This window comes from Ruegeria sp. SATB045, assembly GCF_059613525.1.
The window spans coordinates 200,215-217,620 of the sequence record NZ_JBXWSR010000036.1; the positions used below are offsets into that span (position 1 = coordinate 200,215).

19 protein-coding genes and 1 riboswitch are annotated in these 17,406 nt (G+C 58.2%); of the genes, 12 read left to right on the forward strand and 7 right to left on the reverse strand.

Translation table 11 applies throughout. The features are described 5' to 3' along the window. Window positions 1-16: 16 nt before the first annotated feature. Together petB and petA are read right to left on the reverse strand one after the other, a co-directional pair. Window positions 17-1,348, reverse strand: a complete 1,332-nt coding sequence (gene petB, locus AC2FNR_RS19570; RefSeq protein ID WP_496850896.1) for a cytochrome b — start codon at window positions 1,346-1,348, stop codon at window positions 17-19. Between the two features lie 11 nt (window positions 1,349-1,359). Then, window positions 1,360-1,944, reverse strand: coding sequence for a ubiquinol-cytochrome c reductase iron-sulfur subunit (gene petA / locus AC2FNR_RS19575; protein WP_170355724.1), 585 nt, complete (start codon window positions 1,942-1,944; stop codon window positions 1,360-1,362). A 490-nt stretch (window positions 1,945-2,434) separates the two neighbouring features. Here petA and AC2FNR_RS19580 point away from each other — a divergent pair, with 490 nt between their 5' ends. Continuing rightward, window positions 2,435-2,878 (forward strand): c-type cytochrome, encoded by a 444-nt coding sequence (locus AC2FNR_RS19580; protein ID WP_496850898.1) that lies wholly within the window; start codon window positions 2,435-2,437, stop codon window positions 2,876-2,878. A gap of 2 nt (window positions 2,879-2,880) precedes the next feature. Here AC2FNR_RS19580 and AC2FNR_RS19585 read toward each other — a convergent pair whose 3' ends face one another. Continuing rightward, window positions 2,881-3,495, reverse strand: a complete 615-nt coding sequence (locus AC2FNR_RS19585) for an FMN-binding negative transcriptional regulator (RefSeq protein ID WP_496850900.1) — start codon at window positions 3,493-3,495, stop codon at window positions 2,881-2,883. 55 nt (window positions 3,496-3,550) lie between these two features. Next, window positions 3,551-3,699, forward strand: a riboswitch (FMN riboswitch). A 68-nt stretch (window positions 3,700-3,767) separates the two neighbouring features. Between AC2FNR_RS19585 and AC2FNR_RS19590 the strand changes: the two genes are divergently transcribed. The 5 genes from AC2FNR_RS19590 to cobO all read left to right on the forward strand — a co-directional run bounded on the left by AC2FNR_RS19590 (window position 3,768) and on the right by cobO (window position 7,717). After that, window positions 3,768-4,208, forward strand: coding sequence for a 6,7-dimethyl-8-ribityllumazine synthase (locus AC2FNR_RS19590; RefSeq protein ID WP_353392648.1), 441 nt, complete (start codon window positions 3,768-3,770; stop codon window positions 4,206-4,208). Between the two features lie 124 nt (window positions 4,209-4,332). Further along, window positions 4,333-5,433 (forward strand): chorismate synthase, encoded by a 1,101-nt coding sequence (aroC, locus tag AC2FNR_RS19595; protein ID WP_496850902.1) that lies wholly within the window; start codon window positions 4,333-4,335, stop codon window positions 5,431-5,433. Continuing rightward, a complete protein-coding gene (locus AC2FNR_RS19600; RefSeq protein ID WP_170755124.1) occupies window positions 5,417-6,091 on the forward strand; it encodes an HD domain-containing protein in 675 nt (224 codons plus the stop codon). The genes aroC and AC2FNR_RS19600 overlap by 17 nt, the downstream gene beginning before the upstream one ends. Before the next feature lie 32 nt (window positions 6,092-6,123). Continuing rightward, entirely contained in the window at window positions 6,124-7,059 is a 936-nt protein-coding gene (locus tag AC2FNR_RS19605) for a DMT family transporter (RefSeq protein ID WP_480870611.1), read from the forward strand. 58 nt (window positions 7,060-7,117) lie between these two features. Next, window positions 7,118-7,717 carry a cob(I)yrinic acid a,c-diamide adenosyltransferase gene (gene cobO, locus AC2FNR_RS19610; protein ID WP_496850904.1) on the forward strand — a complete coding sequence of 200 codons (600 nt, stop codon included), beginning with the start codon at window positions 7,118-7,120 and terminating at the stop codon, window positions 7,715-7,717. A gap of 53 nt (window positions 7,718-7,770) precedes the next feature. Here the strand turns inward: cobO and AC2FNR_RS19615 are convergent, their stop codons facing one another. The 4 genes from AC2FNR_RS19615 to AC2FNR_RS19630 form a co-directional block, all read right to left on the reverse strand. After that, window positions 7,771-9,339 (reverse strand): alkaline phosphatase D family protein, encoded by a 1,569-nt coding sequence (locus tag AC2FNR_RS19615; RefSeq protein ID WP_496850906.1) that lies wholly within the window; start codon window positions 9,337-9,339, stop codon window positions 7,771-7,773. A 133-nt stretch (window positions 9,340-9,472) separates the two neighbouring features. Then, window positions 9,473-9,838: an SPW repeat domain-containing protein gene (locus AC2FNR_RS19620; RefSeq protein WP_170355715.1), complete on the reverse strand. Its 366-nt coding sequence runs from the start codon at window positions 9,836-9,838 to the stop codon at window positions 9,473-9,475. A gap of 107 nt (window positions 9,839-9,945) precedes the next feature. Continuing rightward, a complete protein-coding gene (locus tag AC2FNR_RS19625) occupies window positions 9,946-10,896 on the reverse strand; it encodes an AraC family transcriptional regulator (protein WP_496850909.1) in 951 nt (316 codons plus the stop codon). 117 nt (window positions 10,897-11,013) lie between these two features. Beyond that, on the reverse strand, window positions 11,014-11,880 hold the full coding sequence (locus tag AC2FNR_RS19630; RefSeq protein WP_170755433.1) for a branched-chain amino acid aminotransferase: 867 nt from the start codon (window positions 11,878-11,880) through the stop codon (window positions 11,014-11,016). A 160-nt stretch (window positions 11,881-12,040) separates the two neighbouring features. On the opposite strand from AC2FNR_RS19630, the gene AC2FNR_RS19635 reads away from it, so the two are divergent. From AC2FNR_RS19635 to dxs, 6 genes are all read left to right on the forward strand, one after another. Then, window positions 12,041-12,553 carry a MarR family winged helix-turn-helix transcriptional regulator gene (locus AC2FNR_RS19635; RefSeq protein WP_480870543.1) on the forward strand — a complete coding sequence of 171 codons (513 nt, stop codon included), beginning with the start codon at window positions 12,041-12,043 and terminating at the stop codon, window positions 12,551-12,553. Next, window positions 12,550-13,251 (forward strand): response regulator, encoded by a 702-nt coding sequence (locus tag AC2FNR_RS19640; protein WP_170355711.1) that lies wholly within the window; start codon window positions 12,550-12,552, stop codon window positions 13,249-13,251. Before AC2FNR_RS19635 ends, AC2FNR_RS19640 begins: the two co-directional genes overlap by 4 nt. 69 nt (window positions 13,252-13,320) lie before the next feature. Then, entirely contained in the window at window positions 13,321-14,247 is a 927-nt protein-coding gene (locus AC2FNR_RS19645; protein WP_480870540.1) for a histone deacetylase family protein, read from the forward strand. Next, window positions 14,244-14,486 (forward strand): exodeoxyribonuclease VII small subunit, encoded by a 243-nt coding sequence (locus tag AC2FNR_RS19650; RefSeq protein WP_170355709.1) that lies wholly within the window; start codon window positions 14,244-14,246, stop codon window positions 14,484-14,486. Before AC2FNR_RS19645 ends, AC2FNR_RS19650 begins: the two co-directional genes overlap by 4 nt. Then, on the forward strand, window positions 14,487-15,353 hold the full coding sequence (locus tag AC2FNR_RS19655) for a polyprenyl synthetase family protein (protein WP_496850913.1): 867 nt from the start codon (window positions 14,487-14,489) through the stop codon (window positions 15,351-15,353). It abuts the gene before it with no gap. Window positions 15,354-15,369: 16 nt separating this feature from the next. Continuing rightward, complete coding sequence (gene dxs / locus AC2FNR_RS19660; protein WP_496850914.1) at window positions 15,370-17,298, forward strand: 1-deoxy-D-xylulose-5-phosphate synthase; 1,929 nt, start codon at window positions 15,370-15,372, stop codon at window positions 17,296-17,298. Window positions 17,299-17,406: the final 108 nt, after the last annotated feature.

A 17,406-nucleotide genomic window follows, 5' to 3' on the forward strand; every position in this document is an offset into this window, starting at 1 on the left:
TTTCCGGTCCCTCTTCTTACTCGGCCGGCGTGGCTTCGGCATCAGCCTTGCCATAATGCGCGTTGAAGTCTTCTTCGATGGTCTCGGGCTGGGCCAGAGGTTTCTCGATCACACCAAGGATCGGCAGGATCACGAAGAAATAGGCGAACCAGTAAGCCGAGGCGATCAGCGAGAAGGTCGCATAGGGCTCCTCGGCCGGCATCGCACCCAGCCACATCAAGGCAAAGAAATCGACGATCAGCAGGTAGAACCACCATTTGAACATCGGACGGTATTTGCCCGAACGCACGCTGGAAGTGTCCAGCCACGGTGCCAGAGCCATCGCCAGGATCGCACCGAACATCGCAATCACACCAAAGAACTTGGCATCGATGATGCCGCCGGTGATGAAGCTTGCGAACTGAACAACCCAAACTTCACCGGTGAAGGCCCGCAGGATCGCGTAGAACGGCAGGAAGTACCATTCAGGCACGATATGTGCAGGTGTGACCAGCGGGTTGGCTTCGATGTAGTTGTCCGGGTGGCCCAGATAGTTCGGCATGAAGCCCACAACCGCCCAGAACACGACCAGGATCACGACCAGCGCAAACAGGTCCTTGATCACAAAGTAGGGCCAGAAGGGCAGCGTGTCTTTCTCGGCATCGGCTTTCGACGTGCGGCGAACCTCAACACCTGTGGGGTTGTTGTTGCCGGTGGTGTGGAAGGCCCAGATATGCACGATGACCAGCGCCGCAATCACGAACGGCAGCAGATAGTGCAGCGAGAAGAAGCGGTTCAGCGTGGCGTTGTCCACTGCGGGTCCGCCCAGCAACCAGGTCTGGATCGCGTCGCCAACGAAGGGGATCGCACCAAACAGGCCGGTGATCACGGTCGCACCCCAGAAGGACATCTGACCCCAGGGCAGAACATAGCCCATGAAGGCAGTACCCATCATCATCAGGTAGATCAGCATCCCGATGATCCACGTAATCTCACGCGGCGCTTTGTACGAGCCGTAGAACAGGCCACGGAAGATATGGATGTAGACCGCAACAAAGAACAGCGATGCGCCATTCATGTGCAGATAGCGCAGCATATAGCCGCCATTCACGTTGCGCATGATGTGCTCGATGCTGGCAAAGGCCAGATCAACATGCGGGGTGTAGTGCATCACCAGAACGATGCCGGTAATGATCTGCAGTGCGAGACAGAATGTCAGCACGATACCCCAGATCCACATCCAGTTCAGATTCTTGGGGGTGGGGATCATGAGTGTATCGTACAGCAAGCCGACGATGGGCAGGCGGCTGTTCAGCCACTTTTCGCCGTTTGTCTTCGGCTCGTAATGATCGTGGGGAATTCCGGACATTTGGGTCTCCCTTAGCCGAGTTTGATGGTGCTGTTGTCCGTCCACTCAGCGGGCGGAACAGGCAAGTTTTCAGGCGCAGGGCCCTTACGGATACGACCGGCAAGGTCATAGTGCGAACCGTGGCAGGGGCAGAACCAGCCGCCAAAGTCACCGGCATCGCCCAGCGGCACACAGCCCAGGTGCGTACATACGCCCATCTGAACCAGCCAGGCACCGGGGGCTTCGCCCTCAGGCGAGGGCATGACGCGGTTTTCGTCGGTCGCGGGCGCATCAGCCGGTTGGTTGAAGTTGCGCGCCAGCGGATCGGGCAGCGCATCCAGACCTTCGGCGTCCTGCTCTTTGGCCTCTTGGATCTCGGCACCGGTGCGGTGACGGATAAAGACGGGTTTACCCAGCCATTTCACAGTCAGCTGCGTCCCCGGCTCAACGCCGCTCACGTCCACACGGATCGAGGACAGCGCCTGAACGTCTGCCGAGGGATTCATTTGGTTGATCAGGGGCCATACGGCTGCACCCGTCGCAACGACACCTGCGCCGCCAGCGACGTAGTAGAGGAAATCTCTGCGGGTGCCTTCGTTGTCTTCTGCGTGGGACACGAGGTTTTCTCCGATTCCGGCGCCCGGAGGATACCGGGCAAACATGCATCAGCACCGCATCAAAGCGGCGTCTCATCGCGGCTATCTAGCCGGGAGAAATCGGTTCGTCCAGCGGTCATAGGCGCGCACTACGCCGCATCTGGGCATTCATGTCACTACGTCAGGTACTTTTTTCAAGGTTGGAGCTGATTTTAGCCAAAGGATTCGAGCACCAGGGCCATGTCTCTGCTCAGGTGATTCGCGCTATTAACGGGCAGGTCCGCGCGCGAACCGTCAGGCTTTACAAAGCAGAAACCGAAGAGGTCAAACTTTCAAGAATATTCCCAATTCTTGCCTTATTTTCTTCAACTTCAGCTAAAATCAGAGCGTATAAATTATTGAATTAAAAATAGATATTTCAGAATGACCCCATACGCTCGGAATTTGATTGCACTTGGCACGCGAATGCAAGAAGGCGCGGGTCAGGACAACTTTTAGCAGGACTTTTCCCATGCCACAGACTTCACGGATCACGCTGCTTTTCGCTTTGTTACTATCGACACAGGCCCTCGCGGCCGGAGATCCAGCCAAGGGCGAGGCGCTTTACAACAGGTGTTCCTCTTGCCACGCGATCATCAAGGATGGTGAGGTTTTGGTGAAAGGAGGAATCACCGGGCCGAATCTCTTTGGTGTTGTCGGGCGCATAGCTGGCACCGAAACCGACTACCTGAATGGCAGTGAACGGCTGCCGATCGGAATGTTCACCGACGACATGATCCTCGCGGGCCAGGAAGGGTTGATCTGGACCGAGGACAACATCGCCGCTTATTCCAAAGATCCGATTCGCTTTATCAAAGACTATCTTGACGACGAAACGGCCCGTTCCAACATGAGCGTAAAGCTGAAAAAAGGGGCCGAGGACATCGCGGCCTACCTGGCAACGTTCAGCGACTGACCCTAGCGCTGACCCCGCATCAGCGCGGTCAGCCTCGAAAGCTCTGAACCGATCCCCTCTGCCACCTGATCCGCCGCGGCCAAGCGCACGGTTTCGGGTTTGTTCTGGTTCAGCTTCCATGTGCCCTGAATATCGTTGACCTGCATCCGGCAAGGCACGATCATGCGCATCATCCGGTCCAGTGCATCAGGGGTCATCTTGCCGGTTGTCCAAGCTGGTTTAGGCAACAACCGCTGCTCATAAAAAGCCGACTGACGGTCCAAAAGATCCCGTAATTCATCATGCGGGCGCAGTTCCAGCTTTCCCGTCAAGTGAACGGCGACATAATTCCACGTAGGCACCTGATCTTCGACCCCGTACCAATCGGGTGAGACATAGCCGTCCGGACCGGCGACGGCGATTTTCGCCGCGCGCGGGACTGTCAGCGCGCGGACAATCGGGTTTGACCGCACAAGATGCAATTCTGCGACCGCGCCATCTTCGCTCAGCAGAAAAGGTACATGACTGATCAACGGCGCGCCTTCGGTGGACAGCGCCAATACGCCAAAGGCCCGCGCGCGGGCAAATTCGACGCTTAGGGCCTGATCTTCAGAGCGGAAAGCCGGGTTTGGGTGCATATCAAATCTCCTAACGGAACGCCTTGCAGATTCGCAGCGATCTTGGCAAGGTCCGCGTCGTTCTCAGGGCGGGGTGAAATTCCCCACCGGCGGTATGCGGGCGCTGATCCGTAAGCCCGCGAGCGGCCTCGGTACACGAGGTGACAAGCAGATCTGGTGAGAAGCCAGAGCCGACGGTTACAGTCCGGATGAAAGAGAACGCGCAGCGTGCCCCTCGGCGCGGCTGCTCGTGATCGCCTTGGGTGACGTGTCTGTTTACGTAGGAGATCATGATGACACACACCCGCTATGCTTTCGTCAAAGCCAACTGGCATTCCGATATCGTTGATCAGGCGCTGGAAGGGTTCCTGCAACTTATCCCCGCCGACCAGATCGACGTGTTTGACGTCCCCGGCGCGTTCGAAATGCCCCTACTGGCCCGCGACCTCGCACAAACCGGGCGCTATGCGGCCATCGCCTGTGCCGCTTTTGTGGTGGATGGTGGCATCTACCGGCATGATTTCGTGGCGCAGGCCGTGGTCGATGGGTTGATGCGCGCCGGGATGGACACGGGCGTACCGGTCCTGTCGGTCTCGCTGACCCCGCATCAATATCAGGAAACTGACCACCACAACGCGATCTACCGCGCGCATTTCGTGGAAAAAGGGCGCGAGGCCGCGCAGGCTGCACTCAAAATCACCGAAACCCGCGAAAAAGTTGCGCAGGCGGCCTGATCTTCATCTTTTCGCAAATACTCAAACGCGCTGCCCACAGGGCAGCGCACCCCGCCCCAACCGCAAATCCGCTTGAGGCCAGAGGCTCTCCCCGCTAATCACAACCCTCAAAGGAGCACGCCCCATGTCGATGAACAGTTTCGGACACCTCTTCCGCGTCACCACCTGGGGTGAAAGCCACGGCCCCGCCTTAGGGGCGACGGTGGATGGTTGCCCTCCGGGCGTTGCGATCGACGAGGGTATGATCCAGCATTGGTTGGACAAGCGTAAACCGGGTCAGAACAAATTCACCACCCAGCGGCGCGAACCCGATCAGGTCAAAATCCTGTCCGGCGTGTTCGAGGGGCAGACCACCGGCACGCCCGTTCAGCTGATGATCGAGAACACCGATCAACGCTCGAAAGACTACGGCGATATCATGGACAAGTTCCGTCCGGGCCACGCTGATATCACCTATTGGCAGAAATACGGCATCCGCGACTATCGCGGCGGCGGGCGTAGCTCGGCGCGCGAAACCGCATCTCGTGTTGCCGCTGGAGGATTGGCGCGCGAGGCCATCAAACAGATCGCGCCAAATGTGCAGATCACCGGCTATATGACGCAAATCGGCCCGCATAAGATCGACCGCGCCAATTTCGACTGGTCGCAGATCGAACAGAACCCGTTCTGGACACCCGACGCCCAAGCCGCTGACGAATGGGCCGCCTATCTGGATGATCTGCGCAAATCCGGCAACTCGGTTGGCGCTGTGGTCGAAGTCGTCGCGCGCGGCGTCCCCGCAGGGATCGGCGCGCCGGTTTACGCCAAGTTAGACACTGATCTGGCCGCAGCGATGATGTCGATCAACGCCGTCAAAGGCGTCGAAATCGGCGAAGGCATGGCCGCCGCAGAACTGACCGGTGAGGCCAACGCCGATGAGATTTTCATGGGTCAGAACGGCCCACAATACAGCTCCAACCACGCGGGCGGTATTCTGGGCGGTATCTCGACCGGACAGGACATCGTCGTGCGGTTTGCAGTCAAGCCGACCTCCTCCATTCTGACGACGCGCAAGACGATCACTAAATCGGGTGAGGAAACCGAGATCATCACCAAAGGTCGCCACGATCCCTGCGTCGGCATCCGCGCCGTCCCGGTGGGTGAGGCGATGATGGCCTGTGTGATCTTTGATCATCTGCTGCTACATCGCGGCCAGATCGGAGAAAACCGTGGACATATCGGCTGACCTGCGCGGCCGCTTGCGCGGCGTCGTCGCGCAGCGCATGGAAACAGACCCGGCCCATGATCTGGCCCATCTGGACCGCGTCTGGGTGAACGCACAGGCCATTTCTGATGACCGGACAGATATGACTGTTCTGCTGGCGGCCAGCTATCTCCACGATCTGGTAAACCTGCCAAAAGATGATCCGGATCGCCATTTGGCTTCACGTAAATCTGCCCTGGAATCAGAGCCTATTCTGGGAGATTTTGGTTATAGCCGCGCCCAGATCGACGCCACCAAACATGCCATTGAGGCACATAGCTATTCGGCAAATATTCCACCCGAAACGCCCGAGGCCCGCATTCTGCGCGACGCCGACAGGCTGGACGCATTGGGCGCCATCGGGATTGCACGGAACTTCTCGGTCTCGGGCGCTTTGGGGCGTACTCTGTACGATGCAGCTGATCCCTTTGCCGCTGATCGCACGCTAGATGATCTGCACTTTTCACTGGACCATTGGAAAGTGAAATTGCTGAACTTGTCCGACGATATGCTCACCGAATCCGGACGGCAGATTGCAAAACGCCGTACCGCGCGGATGATCCGGTTTCTGGAAGACTTCGCCGAAGAAATCGGCAGTGAACTACCCAATACATGGATAAACGGCGAGGCCACCCGTTGATCTTTGCCGACTAAAGGCGCAGGGTTCGGCCCATGGCAAAATCCTTAACATCGCATCGACCCGTCCTGGCGGTGGGTCTGAAGCTGGGCGCTTTGTTCCTGTTCACGGCGATGGCTGCAGTGGTCAAAGCGGTGTCGGATGACTTTCCACCCGGCGAAATCGTGTTCTTCCGATCACTTTTTGCGATACCGGTTGTCGTTGGCTGGCTGCTTTGGCGCGGAGAACTGGCAAAAGGTCTAATCACTAGAAAACCCATGGGGCATTTCTGGCGAGGGGTTCTGGGAACGTCAGCCATGGGACTAACCTTCACCGGACTGGCTTTACTACCCCTGCCTGAGGTTACGGCGATTGGGTATGCCACACCGATCTTCACCCTAATTCTGGCGGCCTTCATGTTGGGCGAACGTATTCGTATGATCCGCATCGGCGCAGTCAGTCTTGGGCTGCTCGGCGTATTGATCATGATCTGGCCCCGGCTGGGCGGCAACAACATGGAAAGCACAGCGGCGATCGGGGCGCTTTGCGTTTTGGTTGCGACGATGGCGCGTGGGTTTGTACAAATCCACATCCGACAATTGGTGCAGGTCGATCACCCCGCCGCCGTGGCCTTTTACTTTTCACTGACAGCAACCCTTTTATCGTCCTGTACGGCCTTGTGGGGCTGGACGACACCAACCCTTGAACAGACTCTGACACTGGCAGTTATAGGAATAACAGGCGGTGTTGCTCAGATTTTGGTGACCACGTCTTACAAGTTCGCGCAGGCCTCCATGCTGGCGCCTTACGACTATACAACGATGCTGTTTGCCGTGGTTATCGGGTACGTTTGGTTCGACGAACTGCCCACACTCGTCATGTTGATCGGTGCCACTTTGGTAATTGCGGGCAACGTTGTGGTGATCCTACGCGAACGTCAGCTGGGCTTGGAACGCAATAAAGCCCAATCTGCAACCGATCCCAAGACCTGATCTTTACCTTTGCCGAACTTCACCTAGGTTGGGCGCAACAGAATGAAAGGTTCCTCTCATGAGTGACGCGCAGGATCACAAGGAAAAGATGCAAAAGGTGCAGGCCCAGCACCGCAAGAAAGTATCCGAGGCCGTAGACCCGGATCGCGGGTTAGTCTTGATCAACACAGGCAAGGGCAAAGGCAAATCCTCGGCTGCGTTTGGTGTGGTGATCCGGGCGCTTGGCTGGGGTCAGAAAGTGGCCGTGGTGCAGTTCATCAAGGGCAAGTGGAAAACGGGCGAGCGCCGCTTTTTCGAAGAGCGCGATCTGGTCACCTGGCAAACGATGGGCGAGGGTTTTACCTGGGACACGCAAGACCGCGAGCGTGACATCGCCGCCGCCAACGCGGCCTTTGACAAAGCGCGGGCGTTGATGGCCAGTGGCGAATACGACCTTGTGGTGCTGGACGAGATCAACATCGCCCTGCGCTATGAATATCTGACGGTGGATCAGGTGATTGATGGTCTGAACGAACGGGCAGTCAACACTGGCGTGTTCCTGACGGGCCGCGACGCGCCGCAAGCCCTGCGAGACTATGCCGATCTGGTCACGGAAATGACCGAAGAAAAACACCCGTTTCAAGCTGGCATCAAAGCCCAGCGCGGCGTGGACTATTAAACTTTGGGATGACAGAGCGCCCCCGATCATAAGTCAAGGGCGCTCTGATCCTATCAAATTGCGCGAGACTTCGGGTCCAGCGTGATCGACCAAAGCTCGGTATCGGCGCGGTCCATCAGACGCACTGTCATCTGCTCGGTTGCACCGTCGATATCCACCAATCCAAAGAACTGAAGGCCAGCGCTGGGCGGCAGGTTGGCACCCTGATCCTCAGTCGGGGCTTTGACGAATTTGACTTCGGGACCAAAGGTCCCATCCAGCGCGTTCGGACCAAAGGTTCCAGCGTGCAACGGGCCCGAGACGAATTCCCAGAACGGCTCAAAATCCTGAAACTGCGCTTTGTTTGGGTCATAGTAGTGCGCAGCAGTATAGTGAACGTCAGCCGTGAACCAAACCGTATTGGTGATCCCGGCGGTTTTGACAAACCGCAACAGATCGGCAATCTCCAACTCGCGTCCTTTGGCGGGGCCACTATCACCGTTCGAGATCGCCTCGGCCCCGGACTTTTCGCGCCAGTTGTCCCAGACGATCAACCCAATCGGCATGTCGGACGCGATAACCTTCCACGTCGCCTCAGATGCGGCCAACTCCCGTTTCAGCCAAGCCAGTTGCTCGACCCCCAGAATGCGGGACTGATCGGTGATCTCATCCTCCATCGAGGCACCATTCGGTCCGCGATAGCTGCGCAGGTCCAAAAAGAACACGTCCAGCATCGGCCCATATGAAATCTTGCGATACACCCGCCCCGGCTCGGCCGGGGTGATGCGCAGCGGTGTCATCTCGTGGAAGGCGCGGGCGGCGCGGGATTGCAGCACGTGGACCGACTTCTCGGTATAGCGGTCGTCCGAGACCAGATCTTTCGCATCCGACCAATTGTTCACGACCTCATGGTCATCCCACTGAAAGAAGGTCGGGCAGACGGCGTTCATGGCGCGCACATGCTCGTCCATCATGTTGTATTTCCACTGACCACGGAATTCGTCCAGCGTTTCAGCCACTTTGCGTTTCTCGTCGATCAAGGTGGTGTTTTTCCAGATCAGTTGATCATCCTTGACGACCTCATCCTGCATCGGACCATCGGCATAAATCGTGTCGCCCGAGTGGATGAAGAAATCGGGCTTGTGCTGCGCCATGGTGGCGTAGGTGCGCATCCCTTCGTCGTCGATGCCCCAACCCTGCCCAGCGGTGTCGCCCGACCAGGCAAAGCGGATATCCCGGCGCGAGGTCGGTGCAGTGCGGAATTGGCCAACAATAGGCTCTGATACGGCGTTGATGTCGTGCAAATCGGCGGCCACAAAACGGTAAAAGATATCCTGATCCGACGGCAGCCCATCGACCAGTCGCTTAACGGCCAGATCACTGTTGGGAATCGCATCCATCGGAGTCAATTTGCGCGCATCAGCAAAGCTCTCGGTAGTGGAAACTTCCATCATCACGCGGGCGGGACGATCCGTGCGGGTCCAGATCATACCCGAGGTGGTGTCAACATCACCCGACTGAACGCCGTGGGTGAAAACCGGGCGTGAGGATGCGCGGCTGATGGCCGGCATGGACAGTGATGCGGCGAAGGCGGTGCTGCCAGCCAGAAAGGCTCGGCGGTTGGGGCGTAAGATTCGGGTCATTTGGGCTCTCCTGTCTGGTGGCCCTTAGGGACCACACGATTGGTGAGCGGCAGTGAGCCGCCTGTTTGTAAAACAAGCGGCTCAGATTTTTGAAAGTATCACGATGATATTGTGACACTTGTGGATAACGCATTCACGCTGTCACACCCTCTTCCGGCGTGCTGAGCGAGATGACGGCGACCACCGCAGCGCCGTTCAACCAGTAGAATACCGCATCCAGGCCCGAAAACCCAAACAGGCTGGGCGCAGCCAGAAATGTCACTCCGACCAGAAGATCCACGGCCAGATGAAACTTATAGGGTAAGACGCGCCAGATCCCCAGGTGATGGTCGGTCAGAACGGTAAGCACAAAAGCGGCAACACCAGTGACGACCGACAACCACAGCGCCAACGGATTGGATTGACCCAGCCCCAAAAGAAAAGGCAGCGTCATCAGGGCGATAGCGACGGGATAGTCCAGATAGGCATGGATATTGCGCGTAACGAAACGAACAGACATTATATTTCCTTTCCTTGCTTGGTATGGCTCCAAGGTAGGTCGGAAAGCCTGTACGTTTCAGTCCGGATCGTCCGCAAAAAATTGCAGATCGTCCAGAAATCAGGGCATCAATGCATTGATCGATATGCTGCCGGCGACAGGCCGACCTGTTTCTTGAAGACGCGGGAAAAGGCTGCCTCGGATGCATATCCTACTTCGGCCGCCGCATCTGCCACATTCCACCGGTTTTCAGTCAGACCGTGGCAAGCGATCTGCATCCGCCAATCGGTCAGATATTGCATCGGAGTTGTCCCCATCTTCTCGGAAAACAGTTGCGCAAATGCGGTGCGGGACATTCCAGCCTCGCGCGCTAAGCTCTCAACACTCCAGTCCTGCGCGGGCGCCTGATGAAACGCTGTCAGCGCGCGGGACACACGCGGGTCAGCAAACCCGGCCAGCGCGGATTCGCTGGGGCTTTGATGTTCCAGATGAGCGCGGATGGCCTGCGCAAACAGAACTTCGGACAGTTTTAGCGCGATTAAATCGCCGCCAATCCGCGTTCCACCAATCTCGGACCCAATCATCCGCAGGGTAGACTCGATCCAGGCCCCGGCTTCCTCGCCGTAATTCTCGATCAGGATATAAGGGGGCAGCCGGTCGATCAGCATATGTCCGGTACCCTGCCGCCCGGGTGGCCCAGTGAAAGAGAAATGCCCGCAGATCAGTTGTGTATCGCGGGTCTTGTCCTCGCCGCCATAGATCAGCACGCCATCACCCTGATAGCCTGCAACCTGCAGCACCTGTTCCAGCGGCAGCGCATCCAGCGGTTTGACCTCGTTGCACAGCAGCGCATGGGCTGATCCATGCGGGATCAGGATCAGATCGCCCTGCTTCAGACGCAGGATTTCCCCTGTGTTAGAGACATGAACCTTCAGTTCACCGCGCTGCACAAAGTGAAACCGGGCTACGTTTTCAAAGGCCGGTACCTGAATGCCAAAAGGGGGCGTGAACGAAGTTCGGAAATAAAACGTACCGCGCAAAGACAGGCGGGTGAGGATATCGCTGAGAAGGTCCAACATAGACCTAACGTACAATCGTCTGCCAAAACATCCAGCAGCCCGGACGATCTGCACAATCTCTTGAACGCTGGGCAAAGAAAAACCCCCGCCAAAGCGGGGGGTGTGATTCCTTGTGAATCAGGCGCGGACCAGCGCCTCGTATGCGGCAGCGATCTCGCGGGTGATGTCGCCCACTTCGAACGTGTAGTCGCCGATTTGCCCGACCGGAGTGACCTCGGCTGCGGTGCCGGTCAGCCAGCATTGCTCGAAATCGGCCATTTCTTCCGGCATGATGTGACGTTCGATCACATTCAGACCCTTGTCTTTCAGCATACCAATCACGGTCTGGCGGGTAATGCCGTTCAGAAAGCAATCGGCCAGCGGGGTGTGAACCTCACCATCCTTAACGAAAAACACGTTCGCACCGGTCGCCTCGGCCACATAACCGCGGTAATCCATGAACAATGCGTCCGAGCAGCCCTTGGCCTCGGCCTTATGCTTTGAGATGGTGCAGATCATGTAAAGACCCGCCGCCTTGGCGTGGACGGGGATGGTTTCGGGGCTGGGGCGTTTCCATTCCGCGATATCCAGCTTGGCACCCTGCATCTTTGCGTCGCCGTAATAGGCGCCCCAAGGCCAGACTGCCACAGCCATCCGCACAGGGTTTTTAGCCGACGCGACACCCATATCCTCACCCGAGCCGCGCCAGACCAGAACGCGCACATAAGCGTCCTGCAGCCCGCTGGCTTTCAGAGTCTCTTCCTTGGCGGTTTCGATTTCGTCCAACGTGTAAGGCATCGGCATATCCAGCGCCTCGGCCGAGGCGATCAGGCGCTCGGAATGTTCGCGGCTTTTGAAAATCTTGCCATTGTAAGCGCGCTCGCCTTCAAAGACCGAGGACGCATAATGCATTGCGTGTGTTAGGATATGGACATTGGCTTCGCGCCAGGGAACCAGCTTGCCATCCAACCAGATGACACCATCACGATCATCATACCCCGCCATGCGAAACCTCCTGAACCGGGTCGAAATTTTCGATTATTGCGCCAATTAAGTCCGAATCGGACATAAAGTTGCGCAAAAACTGCGATTCGATACCTGTCTCCTCTTGGAATGTCAATAACGCTGACATAAACTCGGGCAGAAGTAACGTATGAGGCATGATATGTCTGACACCCGTCCCGCCCAGGTTTTCGGCGGCGAAAGCCTGTTGTTTCTGACAGATGAACAACTGCGGCAGGGGATCGAAGCGATGTTTTTTGCCTATCGCGGGTTCACAGCGGATCCTGATCGCATTCTGTCGGACCTTGCCTATGGCCGCGCGCATCATCGCGCGATCCACTTCATCAAACGCGCGCCAGGGACAACGGTTAACAACCTGCTGGCCATATTGGGGGTGACAAAACAGTCTCTGAACCGGGTTTTGCGCACGTTGATCGAGGACGGTTTGGTCGAAAGTCGCGTTGGAACAGTGGACAAACGCGAACGGCACCTATTTCTAACCCATGAAGGCGAAGCTCTGGAAGCGAAACTATCAGAAGCCCAGCGCGTTCGAATGCGTGCCGCTTACAAAGACGCAGGCCCCGAGGCCGTGTCAGGGTTTCGTAAAGTACTTGAAGCCATGATGGATGCTGATATGCGTCATGCATACAAGAAATTACGGGATACCACCTCATGAGCGATATGGACGCCCATCTGCTGATCGTTGACGATGACGAACGTATCCGGGATTTGCTCAAGAAATTTTTGATGCGGAACGGATTTTTGGTTACGGCGGCGCGGGATGCGGCCCATGCACGTCGGGTTTTGTCGGGGTTGGATTTCGACATGATCGTGCTGGATGTGATGATGCCAGGGGAAGATGGTGTCAGCCTGACGAAGGCGCTGCGCGAAACCCATGCGACGCCCATCCTGTTGTTGACAGCCCGCGGCGAGACCGAGCATCGAATTGCAGGGCTTGAGGCGGGGGCAGACGATTATCTGGCCAAGCCGTTTGAGCCCAAGGAACTACTGCTGCGCATCAATGCCATTCTGCGGCGCATGCCCGAAACGCCAGCACAAGAGACTGTCAGCAAAATCCTAACCCTGGGTCCGATCCGGTACGACGTCGAAAAAGGTGAGATGTGGCAAGGTGAAGAACCTGTTCGCCTGACCGCAACGGAAAGCCAGTTGATGAAGATTTTCTCGGCCCAGCCTGGCGAGCCGATCAGCCGGTCGAAACTGGTTGAAGATCTGGGCCGCGACAAGGGCCAGGCACAGGAACGCGCGGTGGATGTCCAGATCACCCGGCTGCGGCGCAAAATCGAACAAGACCCCAAACAGCCGCGGTATTTGCAAACTGTACGCGGCGCGGGTTACATGTTGGCTCCGGACTGATTGAGCCGCTGCGCGGTGATTTCATGCCTTCGGCGAGGATATTTGTAGCCAGATGAAGATGGGATCCCGATGAAGACTGCGCTTTTGACTCATGCGGATTGCCTTGGACATGTAACACCCGAGGGCCATCCTGAACGGGTCGCGCGGTTAGAGCATATTCTGCACGCTTTGGAACCATTGGATTTGGATCGCAAGACTGCGCCCTTGGCAGCGGATGATGATTTGCTGCGTATTCATCCCGAAAGCTATATTCAGGATATTCGCCGTGCCGCTCCGACCGAGGGGTTCCGTCAGGTTGATGGCGATACGTTTCTGTGCCCAGGCTCGGTCAGTGCCGCCTACCGCGCGGCGGGCGCGGCTGTTCGTGCGGTGGATTTGGTGCTTGGTGGTGAGGCCCCAAATGCGTTTTGTGCGGTTAGGCCGCCCGGCCACCACGCGGAAACGGACACCGCAATGGGGTTTTGTGTTTTCGGTAATGCAGCGCTGGCCGCCAAACACGCGCTGGACCATCACGGACTGAAACGGGTCGCCGTTTTCGATTTCGACGTCCACCATGGTAACGGCACGCAGGACCTGTTGTGGGACGAAAAACGTGCGTTGGTCGTCACCAGCCAGCAAATGCCCCTGTGGCCGGGTTCGGGCCGGCCTGACGAGACCGGAACATTTGACACCGTTTTGAACATTCCCCTGCCTCCGGGCTCAAGCGGGGTGGTGATGAGGGCAGCTTATCGCGCGCTGGCCTTTCCGCGTCTCAGAGAGTTTCGGCCCGAGCTGATAATCATCTCGGCCGGGTTTGACGCGCATCAGGACGATCCGCTGGCAGAGTTGAACTGGTCCACAGATGATTTCGCATGGATCACCTCCGAACTTTGCAAAATTGCGGGCGAAGCATGCGGCGGTCGTATCGTCTCGACTCTGGAGGGCGGGTATGATCTGAGAGCCCTGTCCGAAGCCACCCGTGCTCATGTGGAAGAATTGATGAAGGCAGCCCAATGACCGAGACACCCGTCGACCAGATGACATTCGAACAGGCCATGAAAGAGCTGGAGACCGTGGTCGGCCAGCTGGAACGTGGCGATGTTGCATTGGACCAGTCCATCGCGCTGTACGAACGCGGAGCGGCGCTGAAGAAGCGCTGCGAGGATGAGTTGAAGCGAGCCGAGGAAAAAGTGGCCGCGATCACGCTGGACGCCAATGGTCAGCCGACCGGGACTACGCCTGTCGAAGGTCAGTAAATGTTTCGAGACAGATTGGCGCAGGATGCGGCGTTTATCCAGGACCACTTCAATACGGTTTTGGGGGCGCTGGACGATCTGGATGTGACCCGGGCGATGGCTTATGCCACCGAGGGTGGGAAAAGGCTGCGCGGATTTCTGGTATTGGAAAGCGCGCGGTTGCATGGGGTCGACGCCGATCGCGCGATTTGGCCAGCTACGGCGATCGAGGCGCTGCATGCCTATTCGCTGGTCCATGATGATCTGCCTTGCATGGATGATGATGATCTGCGCCGGGGGCGGCCGACGGTTCATGTGAAATGGGATGAGGGCACCGCCGTTCTGGCCGGGGATGCTCTGCAGACGCTTGCCTTTGAGTTGTGCGCGCGTGCCGAGGTGGGTGAAGCCGCAATTCGCGCGGATTTGACCCTAACGTTGGCCAAAGCCAGCGGTGCGCAGGGGATGGTTCTGGGTCAGGCGCTGGATATCGCGGCGGAAACGGCGGCCAGCCCGCTGACGCTGGATCAGATCACGCGGCTGCAGGCGGGCAAAACAGGGGCTTTGATCGAATGGTCGGCCTGTGCGGGCGCGCGGTTGGCGAAGGCGGATGCGGACCCGCTGCGCCACTATGCCCGCGCCCTGGGGCTTGCCTTTCAAATCGCGGATGACATTTTGGATGTTGAGGGCGATGCCGAAAAGGCCGGGAAGCGCCTGCAAAAGGATGCACAGGCGGGCAAGGCCACCTTTGTGTCGCTGCTTGGGTTGGAGGCCGCCAAGGCCCGCGCGGCCGAGCTGGTGGATCAGGCCTGTGCTGCGCTGGATGGCTATGGGCCTGCCGCTGAAACCTTGAAGGACGCCGCCCGCTTCGTTATTGCCCGGGACAGCTAAGCCAGGAATGCGCCATATGTCTGACCGCCCCAATACGCCTCTGCTGGACCTTGTGAACCGCCCTGCGGACCTCAAGCAGTTCTCGGACTCGCAATTGCGACAGGTCGCGGATGAGCTGCGGGCTGAGACCATCTCGGCCGTGTCTGTCACCGGGGGACATCTGGGGGCGGGGCTGGGTGTGGTCGAACTGACCACGGCGCTGCACGCCGTTTTTGACACGCCGCGCGATAAGATCATCTGGGATGTGGGGCATCAATGTTACCCGCACAAAATCCTGACCGAGCGGCGTGACCGCATTCGCACCCTGCGCATGAAAGACGGCCTCAGTGGCTTTACCAAACGCAGCGAAAGCCCCTATGACCCGTTTGGGGCCGCGCATTCCAGCACCTCAATCTCTGCGGCGCTTGGGTTTTCCGTCGCGCGCGATTTGGGCGGTGTCACGCCTGAAGGCTTGGGTGATGCGATTGCCGTGATCGGCGATGGGTCGATGTCCGCAGGCATGGCGTTCGAGGCGATGAACAACGCGGGCCACCTGAAGAAACGCCTCGTTGTGATCCTGAACGACAATGAGATGAGCATTGCGCCCCCGGTTGGTGCGCTGTCCAGCTATCTGTCGCGGATTTATACCGAGGCCCCGTTCCACGATCTGAAAGCCGCCGCCAAAGGCGCGGTGTCCCTGCTGCCGGAACCCTTCCGCGAAGGGGCGAAACGCGCCAAAGAGATGCTTAAGGGCATGGCCATGGGCGGCACGTTTTTCGAAGAACTTGGCTTTTCCTATATCGGTCCCATCGACGGGCATGACATGGACCAGTTGCTGCCGGTTCTGCGCACGGTCAAGGCGCGGGCAACCGGGCCGATCCTGATCCATGTGCTGACCAAGAAAGGCAAGGGCTATGCCCCCGCCGAGCAAGCCCGCGACAAAGGGCATGCAACCGCGAAATTCGACGTGGTGACCGGCAAACAGCACAAAGCGCCTTCGAACGCGCCGTCCTATACCTTGGTCTTTGGCAAGACACTGGTGGATGAGGCCGGGCGCGACGACAAGATAGTAGCTGTGACCGCTGCGATGCCCGATGGCACCGGACTCAACTTGTTTGCCGAACGCTACCCTTCACGCTGTTTCGACGTGGCGATTGCCGAACAGCACGGCGTGACCTTTGCTGCCGCACTGGCCGCAGGCGGGATGAAGCCGTTCTGCGCCATGTATTCGACTTTCCTGCAGCGCGGTTATGATCAGGTTGTGCATGACGTGGCCATTCAGCGCCTGCCGGTTCGGTTCGCCATCGACCGCGCGGGCCTTGTGGGGGCCGATGGCGCGACGCACGCGGGATCGTTCGACATCGCTTATCTGTCCAACCTGCCGGGCATGGTGGTGATGGCCGCCGCCGATGAAGCCGAGCTGATGCACATGGTCGCCACAGCCGCCGCACATGACGAAGGCCCCATCGCCTTCCGGTATCCGCGAGGCGAGGGCGTGGGCGTAGACCTGCCCGAACGCGGTGAGGTTCTGGAAATCGGCAAAGGCCGCATTATCCAGACCGGCGCGCGCGTCGCCCTGCTGTCCTTCGGCACCCGTCTGGCCGAGGTGCAAAAGGCGGCCGAGGCGCTTGCCGCCAAAGGCATCACGCCGACCATTGCTGATGCGCGATTTGCCAAGCCACTGGACCACGGCCTGATTCTGGATCTGGCCGCCAATCACGAGGCACTGATCACCATCGAAGAAGGCGCAATCGGCGGGTTCGGAAGCCATGTGGCGCAGCTGCTGGCTGATGAGGGCGTGTTTGATGACGGCCTGAAATACCGTTCAATGGTACTGCCCGATATCTTCATCGATCAGGCCAGCCCTGCTGATATGTACGCGGTGGCCGGGATGAATGCCGAGCAGATCGAGGCCAAAGTGCTCTCGGTTCTGGGCGTGGCGACGATCGGCGAAAAACGCGCCTAATCTTTGTTTTTGCGGAAAATGGTGCCTCAAGAGGGCACTTCAGCCAATCTGTCACAAATGACAGATATCAGACCTGGGATTGCAGTGCTTCCATTCGACAATATGTCT